Here is a 13,874-nt window from a genome sequence, read left to right as displayed (position 1 = left end):
AAGGCACCGAGCCTCCCCCTCGGGGGGTGGCGAAGCACACGAAGTGGCAAGCCGGGGGGCAAATTCAGGGATTGCCAACCCACATCGTGGAGCGGCGGTTTCTACAATGGGCGGATGTTTGTTCACCTGCGCCTGCACACCGAGTTTTCCGTCGTCGACGGCACCAACCGGATCGACGAAGTCATCAAGGCCGCTGCTGCCGACAAGCAGCCAGCCCTGGCCATCACCGACCTGAACAACCTGTTCGGAGCGGTCAAGTTCTACAAGCAGGGGCGAGGCAAGGGCGTCAAGCCCGTCATCGGCGCTGAAATCTTCATCGAGGGGCTGGGCAAGGAGCCCGGCGTGCTCACCCGCCTCGTGCTGCTGGTGCAGAACATGGAGGGCTACCTGAGCCTGTCCGAACTGCTCGCACGCGCCTGGACGCAGAACGTGGGCCGCGGCCAATCGCAGGCGGCCTGCAAGCTCGAATGGCTCGAGGAGCTTTCGGGTGGGTTGATCGTGCTGTCGGGCGCGCAGGCCGGGCCGCTGGGCGTGCCGCTGCTGCAAGGGCAGGAAGAGCGCGCCGCCGAACTGGCGCTGAAGCTCGCGGGCATGTTCCCGCACCGCTTCTACATCGAGCTGCAGCGCGCAGGCCGTCCGGAAGACGAGCCGCACGTCATTGCCGCGGTGAAGCTCGCGGCGCGCCTGAAGCTGCCGGTGGTCGCCACGCACCCGGTGCAGTTCGCCGAGCGCCAGGACTACGAAGCCCATGAGGCGCGCGTGTGCATTTCCGAAGGCGAGATCCTCGGCAACCCGCGCCGCGTGCGCAAGTTCACCGAAGAGCAGTACTTCAAGTCGACCGCCGAGATGCAGGCGCTGTTCGCCGACGTGCCGAGCGCCTTGGCCAACACGGTCGAGATCGCCAAGCGATGCAACCTGACGCTGGTGCTGGGCAAGCCGCAACTGCCCGATTTCCCCACGCCCTTCGTGAGCGAAGGCGTGCGCATGCCGATCGACGACTTCTTCCGGCAGGAATCCTTCGAGGGGCTCGAAGTGCGCTTGGCGCACCTCTACCCCGACGCGGCCAAGCGCGACGCCGAGCGGCCCCGTTACGTGGAGCGCCTGGAGTTCGAGATCAACACGATCCTGAACATGGGCTTCCCCGGCTACTTCCTGATCGTGGGCGACTTCATCAAGTGGGCCAAGGAAAACGGCTGCCCCGTGGGCCCGGGCCGGGGCTCGGGCGCCGGCTCGCTGGTGGCCTATGCGCTCAAGATCACCGACCTCGACCCGCTCGAATACAAGCTGCTGTTCGAACGCTTCCTGAACCCCGAACGCGTCTCGATGCCCGACTTCGACATCGACTTCTGCCAGGGCAACCGTGACCGCGTGATCGATTACGTGAAGGACAAGTACGGCCGCAACGCGGTGAGCCAGATCGCCACCTTCGGCACGATGGCCGCGCGCGCCGCCATCCGCGACGTGGGCCGCGTGCTGGACATGAGCTACATGTTCTGCGACGGCATCAGCAAGCTGATTCCGAACAAGCCGGGCATGTCGGTCACGCTGCAATACCCGCCCGAGAAGAAGATCGAGGGCGACAAGAACAACTACGCCATCGAGATGGAGCCGCAGCTCGCGCAGCGCATCGAGAAGGAAGAAGAAGTGCGCATGCTGGTCGAGCTCGCGCAGAAGCTCGAAGGCATGACGCGCAATATCGGCATGCACGCCGGCGGCGTGCTCATCGCGCCCGGCAAGCTCACCGATTTCTGCCCGCTCTATCAGCAGCCCGGCAGCGACTCGGCCGTCAGCCAGTACGACAAGGACGACGTCGAGGCCATCGGCCTGGTGAAGTTCGACTTCCTGGGCCTTGCAACGCTCACCATCCTGGAGATCGCGAAGGAGTTCATCGTCGCGCGCCACAAGGGCCAGGAGAACTTCGCGTTCGAGAACATTCCGCTGAAGGACGCGGCCACCTACCGGCTCTTCTCCGAAGGCAAGACGGAGGCGGTGTTCCAGTTCGAATCGCGCGGCATGCAGGGCATGCTGAAGGACGCGCGGCCCACGCGCCTGGAAGACCTGATCGCGCTGAACGCGCTCTACCGTCCGGGCCCGATGGACCTGATTCCCAGCTTCGTGGCGCGCAAGCACGGCCGCGAAGAGGTCGAGTACCCGCACCCGGCCGTGGCCGAGATGCTCTCGGAGACCTACGGGATCATGGTCTACCAGGAGCAGGTGATGCAGACCGCGCAGATCCTGGGCGGCTACTCGCTCGGCGGCGCCGACCTGCTGCGCCGCGCGATGGGCAAGAAGAAGCTCGAGGAGATGGCCGAGCACCGCGAGAAATTCCGCGCGGGCGCGCTCTCCACGCACGGCATCCCGCAGGACAAGGCCGACGAGATCTTCGACTTGATGGAGAAGTTCGCAGGCTACGGCTTCAACAAGTCGCACGCGGCTGCCTACTCGCTGCTGGCGTATCACACGGGTTGGCTCAAGGTCCACTACACGGCCGAATTCTTCTGCGCCAACATGACCGTGGAAATGGACGACACGGACAAGCTCAAGCTCCTGTTCGAAGACGCCCAGAAGAACTTCGGCATCACCTTCGAGCCGCCGGACGTGAACCGCGGCAACTACCGCTTCGAGCCGGTCACCGACCGGGTGATCCGCTACGGCCTGGGCGCCGTCAAGGGCACGGGCCAGCTCGCGGTCGAGGCCGTGGTGCGGGCGCGCGAGGAGGGCGGGCCGTTCAAGAGCCTGTTCGACTTCTGCGTGCGCATCGACCGCCAGCGCATCAACAAGCGCACGGTCGAGGCGCTGATCAAGGCCGGCGCGTTCGACGCGATCCAGCAGAACCGCGCGTCGCTGATCGCCTCGGTGGACCGCGCCTTCGAATTCGCCAGCGCGACGGCGGCCAATGCCTCGCAGGTCGACATCTTCGGCGACTGCGAACACGGCTCGGCCACCGCCGAGCCCGACCTCGTCGATGCCACGCCGTGGGGCGTGAAGGAGCGCCTGACGCTGGAGAAAACGGCGGTCGGTTTCTATCTTTCGGGCCATCTGTTCGACGAGGTCTCGCACGAGGTGCGGCGTTTCTGCAAGCGCGAGATCGGCGACCTGCTCGACAGCCGCGACCAGCAGGTCATCGCGGGCATCGTGAGCGATTTCCGCGTGATCAACGGCCAGCGCGGGCGGCTCGCGATCTTCAAGCTGGACGACAAGTCCGAGGCCATCGATGCGACGGCCGACGAGGCGCTCATCAACGCCAACCGCAACACGTTGAAAGACGACGAACTCGTCATCGTGAGCGGCCGGCTGCAGCCCGCGCGCGGCGGCTTCGAGGCACGCTTCCAGGTGCAGCAGGTGTGGGACCTCGCGACGGCGCGCTGCCGTTTCGGCAAGTTCCTGCGCGTGGCGGTGAACGGCAAGGCGCCGGACATAGCGCGGCTGGTGAAAGATTTTCCGCCGCGCACCGAGCAGACCGAGGTCGGCGATCTGGTGCAGGGGCTGCCGGTGCGCCTGTCGATGGCGCGTGGCGGTGCGCAGGTCGAGCTGCAGCTGGGCGAACGCGCCAAGTTCTTCCCGACCGATGCCGCGCTCGCGAGCTGGACGGCACAGGCGGAGGCGGGCAAGGCGCTGATCGTCTACGAGTGAATGGCCCTTGGCTTTCGAGGGTCGTGGAACATTTGGGCGCTTATGGCGTCCATCAGTTTCTTCACAACCAGGCTGTTCAAGGAGGAACGATTGCCATGACCCATACAAAGACCAAGACCGCGAAGAACCTGAAGCGCGCCGCGCTCGCCCTCGGCATGTCGCTGGCGATGTCCGCCGCCTTCGCCCAGTACGCCGGCCCGAGCAGCGTGCCGGCGATGACGGTCAAGCAACTGCTGGACACCGGCAAGGACGACCAGCACGCCACGCTGCGCGGCTTCCTCGTCTCGCACGACGGCGGCGAGCACTACACCTTCGCCGACGACACCGGCCGCATGAAGGTGGAGATCGACGCCAAGCACTTCCCGCCCGGCGTGAAGATCGACGACAAGGTGCGTGTCGAGATCTCGGGCGAGTTCGACAAGGACCTCGTCGGCAACAAGGCCGAACTGGACGTCAAGCGGCTGAGTCTGGCGGGCTGACTTCGGGGGCCTTGGCAGTGGGGGGCTCTTCCACCGCTGCCTTGCTGCCCTTCTTCCGGAGCGCCGACTCGATCTGTTCGAGCACGGCCTCCGGCGCATGCAGCCAGTCCTTGGCCAGCACCTGCACCACCTGCCATCCGAACGCATCGAGCACCCGCGGCCGCGAGACATAACGCTCGAGCACGTTGCGGTTCTCGTAGTGCGTCGCGGTGTCCACGAGGATGCCCAGCGCGTAATGCCCAGCGTCCGGCGCACGCAACGCGAGGTCGCAGCGAAAACGCGACTGCCCCACCTGTTCGTCGACCGCATGGCCGCGCGCACGCAGCGCGGCCGCGAGCTGCGCCGTCACCTCGTCGGCACGCGCATGCTGTGCGCCGCTGGCCCGCGTGAGCGGGTTCATGCTTTCGAGCACGCGCCGCGCCGTGGCGGAGTCGCCGCGCGACAGGCACTCCGCATACCGCAGGAACTGCTTGAGCGCCGCGGCGCCTTCGTTGTGGTCGTTGGTGATCGCCTCGTGGCGGATCGTCGAGACCACGGCCATGTGGTGCCGTGCGCGGCTGAAGATCACGTTGAGCCGCTTCTCGCCGCCGCGCTGGTTGATCGGGCCGAAGTTCATCAGCATGCGGCCCTCGGGGTTCGGGCCGTAGCAGATGCTCAGGATGATGATGTCGCGCTCGTCGCCCTGTACGTTCTCCAGGTTCTTGATGAAGAGGCCGCAGAACTGGTCGTCTTCCTCGCGCACGTATTCGGCCTCCAGCCGCGCGGCGAAATCGCTGTCGATGGCGCCCAGCGCATCGAGCTCGGCTTCGATCTCGGTCTGCTGCGCCTCCGAGAACGCGACGATGCCCAGGCTGCGCCCGGTCTCGCGCTTGAGCAGCTCGCGCACCAGTTGCGCGATGTGGCGCGCCTCGCCGTCGTTGATGCGGTTCTCGTACACCGCATCGGTCACGCGATGGAAGCTGATCGCGCGCGAGAGCAGGGCGTCGACATTCGCGGCCACCGATTCCTCTGTCGGGGTGCGCGATTGCACGAGGATCTCCTCGCGCGCATCCGCCGGCAGACTGCGGTCCGGAATGGTGAAGAGGTTGCCCGCATAGAAGGCCGCGTTCGAAAAGCCGATGAGCGATTCGTAGCGGCTGCGGTAGTGCCAGGCCAGCAGCGTGGCCGGCAGGTTGCGCGCGCCCTGGTTCAGCAGGCTGTCGGCATCGAGCACCACCGCGATGCGGTCGCCTTCGTCTTCGACCGAGACGGTGTCGTCCTCGGGGTCGCGGCCCGAGGAGAAGAAGCTCGTCGGCGGCAACTGCATCTCGTCGCCCACCACGATGATCTGGGGCGCGCGGTAGAGCGCGGGCACGGCTTCTTCCACCGGGATCTGGCTCGCCTCGTCGAAGATCACCACGTCGAAGAGGTCGGCCGCGAGCGGCAGCGTGTCGGACACCGAGAGCGGGCTCATGAGCCAGATCGGCTTCATGTCGCGCACCACCTGGCCGGTCTCGCCCGAGGCGAGTTCGCGGATCGCCTTGTAGCGCATGGTCTTGCCGAACTCGTGCTCGAGCTCGCGGCGGCCCGCGTTGTAGCTCTTCTTGAAGAGCTTGCCGCCGGCGTCGAGCTGGCTCGCGGGCAGGGCGCTGGTGCGCACATGCTCGCGAAAGCGCTGGCGCACCGCGGCGGCAAGCGTGCGGGCATTGCGGTCGAGGAGCTTGCGCTCTCCTTCGGCCAGGCGCTGCGCATGGCGCGCGAGCGCGGCGCTGTCGAAGCGCGGCAGCCAGCGCTCGGTGCGATAGACGCGCTCCAGGCCTTCGCGTGCCACGGCGTATTCGATGGCTTCGGGCGCGAGCGGCAGGGTGCGCAGGGCCTTGGCCAGGGCCGGGTCGGCATCGGCCAGTTCCTGCAGATGGGGCAGCACGGTCGGCAGGGTATCGGCTTGCTCTCGCAGCGTGCGCGCCAGCGCTTCGAGCGATGCCAGCGGCTGCGCCGCCGGGTCGTCAAGCAGGTCGCGCCACAGGGCATCGAGCGCGTCGGTGCGCTCGCCGAGCGCGGCCAGCCGTTCGACGTTGCGGCTCGCGCCGGGCTCGGTGCGCAGGTGCGCGTGGAAGGCCGCGCGCACGCCGGTGCCGGTGGCATCGCCGTGGCGCAGGGCATCGAGTTGCTGCACGAAATCGTCGGGGTCGGCGCAACCGTAGGTGGCCTCGATCTGCGCGGCCTGCTTGCCGACGGCGGCGCGGGCCGTGTGCTCGGCCAGCAGTTCTTCGAGCACCTGGCTGGGCTGCGGGCGCACCGCGTGCTTTGCGAAGTCGTAGCGGCGCTTGAGTTCGCCCGACAGGCGCCACCACGAAGGCTGGAGCCAGCGCAGCAGCGAGCCTTGCTGCGCCCTGGCCTGGGCGAGGCCGGCTTCGGTGTCGCCCGGGGAGAACCTGTCGCGCCAATGGCTCGTGCGTTCGAGGGCTTCCTTGAGCGCTTGTTGCAACGCGCGGCGCTGCGTCATCGCCTCGCCGAACGCGAGGCTGGTGGGGTGCGCGGTGTCGAGCAGCGAGAGGTGGCTGCGCGCGGCCAGCGCGGCGACGCGGCGCGCATCGGCCACCACGGCCAGCGCATCGCCCCAGCGCGTGGGGGCGTCGCCCAGCGGCGGCCAGGCGTCGGCCAGCGCATCGCGATGCGGGCCGATCTGTTCGGCTGCGCGGTCGCTGAGCTCGACCAACCGCGCGAGCGGCCGCTCCTGGCGCAGCAGCACCGGCGCGAGTTGCGCGAACGCATACGCCGAGAGGTACGGCACGTCGAGGCTTTCGGTGACTGCGAGGTGCAGGCGCGCGACCAGGTCCGCGTGCTGGCGCCACGCCGCGAACGCGGGCAGCGCTTCCGCCTGCAAGGGCGTGAGCGCGGGGTCGTGCGGCTTGAGCGCGATCAGCCGCGCCATCAGCGTGCGCACCGTCACGGCCAGGTGCTCGGGCACCTCGCGCATCGCGGCGTCGAAGCGTTCGAGCGCCTTCAGGTCGGCGTCCATCGTGTCGACGAGTTGCTTGCGCTCGCGGGTCTCGGCATCGAGTTCCTCGGGGGCCGTGAGCCAGTGCTCGTAGGTCTTCTTGAGGTTCTGCACGAAGGCCTTCTTGTCGCCTTGCGAGTCGTGGATCATGCAGCACAGCTCGTCCAGCCCTTGCTGGCGGAGGCGATGGAACACCACGTCGATGGCGGCACGCTTCTCGCAGACGAAGAGCACGCGCTGCCCGCGCCCCACGTAGTCGGCAATGAGGTTGGTGATGGTCTGCGACTTCCCCGTGCCGGGCGGCCCCTGGATGATGTAGCTGGTGCCGGTGCGCGCGAGCGCGACGGCGGCGGTCTGCGTGGCATCGGCCTGCACCACGGGCCACTGGTCGGCCAGCGGCAGCGCGGCGGGCGCCTGGGCATCGACCTGGCGCGGCTGCAGCGAGAACACGCGGTCGAAGGCATCGCTCGCGATCTCCGATTCGCTCAGCGCCGAGTAATCGCGCACCAGCGACATCTTGCGGTGGTTGAAGTTGCCGAGCGTCACCGAGGTGAGGTCGACATCCCACTGGTAAGGGTTGCCGCTGCTTTCATGCAGCGAGTAGGTCTGCTGTTCGGTCTGCGCGGCGGTGGACGCCATCTGCGGCGCGCGCGGCACCGGGCGTGCGCCGACCGCATCGCGCAGCGCGAGCGGAACAGGGCGCACCTTGGCGTGGAAGAGCTGAAGGCCCAGCGGGCGGAAGTCGTCCTTCGCATAACTGAAGTCCTGCGCCGCAACCGGCTGGGCAGCGGGGTTGCGCACGCGGGCGCGCCGCTTGAACTGTTCGAGCCGCTGGCGCGCGCGCTGGTGGATCAGCTCGATCTCGGGCTGCTTGACCAGCCGCAGCTGCACACCCGGCTCGGTCGTCGCGATCTGTGCGGCCAGTTGGGCGTGGAACTGCTCGATGGTGGTTTCGCGCAGGTCGATGGTCTCGGGCAGCACGATGCCGTAGAGCTGGCGCAGGTGGTGCCGGAGCGTCGGGTTCACCTGCGCCTCGCTCGACGCGGCTTCTAGCAGGTACTGGTCCTTCACGCCCTTCTTGCGTGTGAGCTCGACCGACAGCATCAGGAGCGGCGAGGCGATGCGCTCGGCCCGCTCGGCCTCTCCCTCCTTCAAGTTGTGCCAGCGCAGGAAGGCGATGACCAGCGACAGCTGCGAGAAGCCGTATTCGGAGCGGTCGCGCCGTGCCTCCTGCAGGATGCGGTCGAGCGCGCCGGGCAGGTACGGCTGGTCCTCGAAGCGCAGCCAGCGCGCGAGCGGCACGGGGTCGCAGGTGGCAATGTCGCTGGCGAAGCGGCCGTCCCACAGGCACAGCTGGTCGACGCGGATGTTCTTGATGTCCACCACCAGCGGCACGCTCGCGACCGTGAGGTTCACATGCGTCTGGCTCGGCTTGAAATGCAGCAGGCGGTTGCGGCGCGAGAGGTCGAAGAGGCGGTCTCGCAGGTGCACGCGGATCGCCTGGCGGCGCTGGCCGGCGCCGTCCTTCGCGGGTGCGATGCGGTCCAGGCCCAGGTCCAGCGGCTGGTCGCGATAGGTCTCCAGGCGTCGGATCACCGAGGGCAGGTCGCGCGCGCGTTCGTGGCGGTCGAGCGCGGTCATCTCGCCGATCACCGCGCCCACCACCGGGTGCAGGCGGCGGTTGAGCGCGAACAGGTTGCCGCGGTTCGCGACGAAGCGGCCGAGCTCCTCGCTGTCGGTGAAATCCAGGCCGCACGACAGGCTGGCGAGCACCTGGCCGAGGCAGAGGATGTCGGTCAGCGCATCGTGGTGCGCGAAGCGCAATTCCCAGGCGCTGTAGCCGGGCAGGTAGACAGGGCGCGTCGGCAGCGCATCGGGTGCTGCGTCGGCCATGAGCGCGAGGTTCTCGACCGAGACACCTTCGTCGGCATCGAGCGTCACGCGGTGCTCGCCGACCACGCGCAGCACGGAGGCGGCGGGCGCTTCGAGCGGTGCGATGGCGTCGCGGTTCTGGCGCGGCTCGGCCCCTTCGGGCTGGGCTAGCACGAGCGCGGGCGTGTCATCGACGCGGTAGGCGAAGGCGGTGCCGAGCGCGGCGACTTTGCCTTGCTCGTGCAAGGCGGACACTTCGCGCAGCAGCGGCAGCACAAGGCTGAGCACATCGTCGGTCTGCAGGCCGCCGTGGGCGTCGGCGGTGTCCAGCAGTTGGATCAGGGGCGCGATGGTGGCGGTCATTCGATTACGTTCTTGCTTCGCACTGCGGTGCGAGCGTGCTTGGGGCGGCCCGGCGCTTCGCTCATGCGGAGGCGCCCTGCAGATGTTGTGCGGCTGCTTTTTCGAGCAGGGCGACCGCGTCTCGCTTCACTCGGGTGAGGCTGCGCTTGGGAAAGCGCATGTCCTTGACCACGCGCTCTTCGAGCTGCGCGCCGCAGCCCATGGCGTCGGCCAGGCCGAGCGCGGCGGCGAGCGTGACGTCGTCCAGGTCAGGATCGGCCGCGACGAAATCGACCAGCACGCTGGCCAGGTAGTCGTGCACGCCGGCCGGCACCGGCGCCGGTGGCGGCATCGGCGCCGAGGGCGGTGCGAAGTTCGGAAAGAAGCGGCGCGCGTGGGCCAGCAGCGATTCGGACTGCAGGAACGGGCGCTGCAGCAGTTGGGCGATGGTCTCGCGCGTCAGTGCATCGGCGCGCTGCTGGCCGAGCAAGTCCAGCGTGGCGATGTCCAGCGGGCCTTCGAGCGCGCCGGCGAGCCATTCGTCGGCCTCGGGTTGGCGTTCGGTCCACAGGCGCAATGCGCGCGCCCGCACGAACACCTCGGGGTGGCTGGCGCCTCGCGTCTGGATTTCGGGCGCGGCGCAGATCTCGTCGGCTTGCCGCAGGTAGCTCGCCGCGTTGACCTGGTTCAGGCCCGTCTGCACCTTCACCAGCGCGGTCACCGCGGGTTCGAGCGCCTCGCAGGCGATGCACGCGCCTCGGTCGGCAAAGGCCTCTGTGTAGAGCCCGTAACGGCGCGCTGCATGCAGGTGGCTCGCATCGGCGCGGGAATCGGCCGCCGCGGCCTGCAGGATGCGATCGACCACGTGGTACTTGCCGCCGTCGCGTTCCCACAGCAGGTAATGCGCCAGTTCATGGCCGAGCACGGCCTGAAGCTCCGCGCCCTGCAGCCGCTCCATGAGCGGGCCCGAGAGAACGATGTGCGCCTCGCCGGGCAGGAAGAAGAGCGTGGCGTTCATCGTGCCGTCGCCCGCCTGGTAGAGCGCCACGCGCGCCGTGATGCCCAGGCGCTGCACCGCCGCGTTGCAATGCGCGTGCAGCTCGGGATGGGCATCGGCATCGAGCCGGTACGAGTTGCGCAGCAGGTCGGCGCGGACCGCCGCGGCATGCTCCTCGCGCGCCTCGGCGGAGGCGGCCCAGCGCCAGACTTCGGGCTCGTTCGCTTGCAGATGGGCGGCCAGGGCCTGCTGGTAAGGGAGCGGGGTCAGGTCTTCGAGGCGAACGGCAGGAGGGGTGTCGACCATGTCAGGAGCGCCAGGCAATGAATTGCCGACGATCCTAAACGAGCGAGGTGCAGGCAATGCGCCATCGAGGCGCCATCAATGCGCCATCAATGCGCCATCGACGCCACCGGCAGGTCGGGCAGCACGTTCAGGATGCGCAGCGTCTGCTGCACCACCTGGCTGAACACCGGCGCCGCGACGAGACCTCCGAAGTACTTGCCCGCGCCGGGCTCGTCGATCATCACCGCGACGATGATGCGGGGCTTGTCGATCGGCGACATGCCGGTGTACCAGGCGCGGTACTTGTTGCTCGCGTAGCCCTTGCCGACCTGCTTGTGCGCGGTGCCGGTCTTGCCGCCGACCGAGTAGCCCTCGGTCTGCGCGAGCGGCGCGGTGCCGCCGGGCGCGGCGGCCAGGTGCATCATCTTTCGCACCTCGCTCGCGACCTGCGGCGAGAACACCTGCACGCCGGGCGGATCGGTGTCGGTGCTCTTCAAGAGGCCCACAGGGATGACCTCTCCGTCGTGCGCGAAGGCCGTGTAGGCATGCGCGATCTGGAACAGCGACGCCGAGAGGCCGTAGCCATACGACATGGTGGCCTGCTCGATCGGCCGCCACGACTTCCAGGGCCGCAGGCGCCCGGTCACCGCACCGGGAAAGATCGTCTGCGGTTTCTGGCCGAGGCCCAGCGAGGTGAACGAGTTCCACATTTCCTGCGCCGACATGCGCTGCGAGATCCTGGTGGCGCCCACGTTGCTCGACTTCTGGATCACGCCCTGCACCGTGAGCACGCCGAAGTTCTCGTCGTCGTGGATCGTGGCGCCGGCCACGGTGATGCGGCCCGGGTTGGTGTCGATGATGGTCTGCGGCGTCACGCGCCCCAGCTGCAGCGCGGTGGCGATGGTGATCGGCTTCATCGTCGACCCCGGCTCGAACACGTCGGTCATCGCGCGGTTGCGCAGCTGTTCGCCGGTGAGGTTGCGGCGGTCGTTGGGGTCGTAGCTGGGGTAGTTGGCCATGGCGAGCAACTCGCCGGTTTCGGCATCGACCACCACCACGCTGCCTGCCCGGGCCTTGTTGGCGACCACGGCGTCGCGGATCTTCTCGTAGGCCACGAACTGCACCCGGTCGTCGATGCTCAGCTGGATGTCGTGGCCATCGGTCGGCGGCACCTGGTCTTCGGTGTCTTCCACGATGTGGCCCAGGCGGTCCTTGATGACGTGGCGCGAGCCCGCCTTGCCGGCCAGCTCGTTGTTGAAGGCGAGCTCCACGCCTTCCTGCCCGATGTCCTCGACGTCGGTGAAGCCCGCCAGGTGCGCGGCCGCCTCGCCCTCGGGGTATTGGCGCCGGTAGTCCCGGCGCAGATAGAGGCCCTTGATGCCGAGCTCGGCAACCTGCTTGCCGACGGCGGTGTCGACCTGGCGCTTGATCCAGACGAAGCTCTTGTCCTCGTCCTCGAGCTTCTTGTCGAACTCCTTTTGCGGCATGCCGAGGAGCTTTGCCGCCTGCCTGAGCTTGGCCTGCACGGCAGGGTCGTCGCGCTCGATGTCCTCGGGAATGGCCCAGATGCTGGGCGCGGGGATGTCGGAAGCGAGGATCAGCCCGTTGCGGTCGAGGATGCGCCCGCGGTTCGCGGGCAGTTCCAGCGTGCGCTGGTAGCGCACTTCGCCCTGGTGCTGGAAGAAGTCGTGATTGAACACCTGTACGTAGGCGGCCCGGCCCGCCAGCAGCACGAAGCCGAAGGCGATGCTGGCCACGATGAACTTGCTGCGCCAGACGGGGGTGGGGCTGGCGAGCAGCGGGCTGCTGCCGTAGCGGATGCGGCCATTGGGATTCATGAGCCCTCGATTATCGAGTTCCGGGTGACGTGTCCGTCACCCGGAAGGCCCTCGTTTTCTTAGCTGCGCGTTAGGCGCGCCCCGGCCGGAATCTACTTGGGACGCAGCGTCACGATGAGCGACGGAAAAATGCGTCCGTCGATGTCGCGCGGCACTTTTTCGGTCTTGTGCAGGCCGCGTTCGGCTGCTTCGTCCCAGGCCGGCAGCCCGCTTGACTTGGTGAGCTTCACGCCGACGATGGTGCCGTCGGGCGCGAGATTCACTGCGAACTCGGCCGCGGGATTGCCGTCGACGGTGCTGTTGTCGAAGGTGATGTTGGGCTTGACCGCCGCAGCGATGCGTCCAGCGTAGCCGCTCGACGGGCCCGACGAACGCAGCGCCGTACCCTTCGAATCGTCGGCACCGCTCGCGCCCGCGAGACCCTGCATGCGCTTGAGCGTGGCGGCGCGGTCGGCAGCGGCCTGCTTGGCTGCGGCCTCGGCCTTCTTGGCTTCAGCCTGCTTGGCCTCGGCTTCCTGCTGCTTCTTCTGCTCGGCGAGCTTCTGCTGCTGTTCCTTCTTGCGCTGTGCCTCGTCTTCGGCACGCTGCCTGGCTTCGAGCTCTTTCTTCTTTTGCTGTTGCTGCTGCTCGAGCTCGCGCTCCTTCTGTTCCTTCTGCTCCTTGAGCTTCTTCTCGCGCTCCAGGGAAATGTCGGGGGCCTTGGGTGCAGGCGCGGGCTCGGGGGCCTTGGCTGCGGGCGGCGGCGGTGGCGTGGGAGCAGGCGGGGGCGGTGCGGGAGCGGGCGTCGGCGCCGGTGGTGCGGACAGGCGCGGCGCGGCCTGTTGCACCGTGGACGACCACAGCTCCGCATCGACGGCGCCTTCGTCGGCCTCGCTGCGCCAGCGCACGCCCCACGTCAGCGCGGCGATCAGCAGCGCATGCGCAATGAGGGCGAGCACGACGGCGCGCGGCGTGCCGCGCTGCGGCGGCGGCGCGAACTCGGGGCGATCCAATGCGAGCGACATGCCTTATTTGCCGCCCGTGGTCGTGACCGACAGACCCACGCGCTCGATGCCGCTGCGCTTGAGCTGGTCCATCGCCTTCACGACGGTCTCGTACTTCACCGCCTTGTCGGCGCTGATGACCACCGGCCGCTGGGCGTCGCCGCCCTGCGCGGTCTTGGCGGCCGCGCCGATCTGGGTCATGGGGATCGACGTGCCGCCGGTGCCGGTGGACGGGTCCTTCTTGATCTGCACCTCGGTATCGCTCTTGATCACGATCTCGATGGGCTTGTCAGGCTGCTTGTTGGCGCGGTCGACCGAAGGCAGGTTGATCACGCTCGGCGTGATGAGCGGCGCGGTGACCATGAAGATGATCAGCAGCACCAGCATCACGTCGATGAACGGGACCATGTTGATCTCGTTGATCGTTCGGCGTCCTCGGCCCCGGGATGAAACGGCGGGCATGCG

At 68.1% G+C, this 13,874-nt stretch carries 7 protein-coding genes; 2 read left to right on the top strand and 5 right to left on the bottom strand.

Annotated features, from left to right (window positions below; all coding sequences use genetic code 11):
- Positions 1-114 precede the first annotated feature (114 nt).
- Complete coding sequence (gene dnaE, locus RT97_RS17830; protein ID WP_042580129.1) at positions 115-3,633, top strand: DNA polymerase III subunit alpha; 3,519 nt, start codon at positions 115-117, stop codon at positions 3,631-3,633.
- 95 nt (positions 3,634-3,728) lie between these two features.
- Positions 3,729-4,112 (top strand): YgiW/YdeI family stress tolerance OB fold protein, encoded by a 384-nt coding sequence (locus RT97_RS17825; RefSeq protein ID WP_042580128.1) that lies wholly within the window; start codon positions 3,729-3,731, stop codon positions 4,110-4,112.
- On the opposite strand, the gene RT97_RS17820 is transcribed toward RT97_RS17825, so the two are convergent.
- From RT97_RS17820 to RT97_RS17800, 5 genes are all read right to left on the bottom strand, one after another.
- Entirely contained in the window at positions 4,087-9,327 is a 5,241-nt protein-coding gene (locus RT97_RS17820; protein ID WP_042580169.1) for an AAA domain-containing protein, read from the bottom strand. The genes RT97_RS17825 and RT97_RS17820 overlap by 26 nt on opposite strands.
- Positions 9,328-9,388: 61 nt before the next feature.
- On the bottom strand, positions 9,389-10,609 hold the full coding sequence (locus RT97_RS17815) for a SprT-like domain-containing protein (protein ID WP_042580127.1): 1,221 nt from the start codon (positions 10,607-10,609) through the stop codon (positions 9,389-9,391).
- Between the two features lie 86 nt (positions 10,610-10,695).
- The gene (locus RT97_RS17810) at positions 10,696-12,426 is read right to left on the bottom strand and encodes a peptidoglycan D,D-transpeptidase FtsI family protein (protein ID WP_042580126.1); all 1,731 of its coding nucleotides are present in this window, start codon (positions 12,424-12,426) and stop codon (positions 10,696-10,698) included.
- A 92-nt stretch (positions 12,427-12,518) separates the two neighbouring features.
- The gene (gene tolA / locus RT97_RS17805; RefSeq protein ID WP_042580125.1) at positions 12,519-13,430 is read right to left on the bottom strand and encodes a cell envelope integrity protein TolA; all 912 of its coding nucleotides are present in this window, start codon (positions 13,428-13,430) and stop codon (positions 12,519-12,521) included.
- Positions 13,431-13,433: 3 nt separating this feature from the next.
- Positions 13,434-13,871 carry an ExbD/TolR family protein gene (locus RT97_RS17800; protein ID WP_042580124.1) on the bottom strand — a complete coding sequence of 146 codons (438 nt, stop codon included), beginning with the start codon at positions 13,869-13,871 and terminating at the stop codon, positions 13,434-13,436.
- Positions 13,872-13,874 lie beyond the last annotated feature (3 nt).

This window comes from Variovorax paradoxus (assembly GCF_000834655.1).
Lineage (GTDB): Bacteria > Pseudomonadota > Gammaproteobacteria > Burkholderiales > Burkholderiaceae_C > Variovorax > Variovorax paradoxus_F.
This window is presented reverse-complemented; position numbering and strand designations above follow the sequence as displayed.

Coding starts and splice junctions, on each gene's coding strand:
- RT97_RS17825 (WP_042580128.1), top strand. CDS start 3,729: ATGACCCATACAAAGACCAAGACCGCGAAGAACCTGAAGCGCGCCGCG.
- RT97_RS17810 (WP_042580126.1), bottom strand. CDS start 12,426: ATGAATCCCAATGGCCGCATCCGCTACGGCAGCAGCCCGCTGCTCGCC.
- RT97_RS17820 (WP_042580169.1), bottom strand. CDS start 9,327: ATGACCGCCACCATCGCGCCCCTGATCCAACTGCTGGACACCGCCGAC.
- RT97_RS17815 (WP_042580127.1), bottom strand. CDS start 10,609: ATGGTCGACACCCCTCCTGCCGTTCGCCTCGAAGACCTGACCCCGCTC.
- tolA (WP_042580125.1), bottom strand. CDS start 13,430: ATGTCGCTCGCATTGGATCGCCCCGAGTTCGCGCCGCCGCCGCAGCGC.
- dnaE (WP_042580129.1), top strand. CDS start 115: ATGTTTGTTCACCTGCGCCTGCACACCGAGTTTTCCGTCGTCGACGGC.
- RT97_RS17800 (WP_042580124.1), bottom strand. CDS start 13,871: ATGCCCGCCGTTTCATCCCGGGGCCGAGGACGCCGAACGATCAACGAG.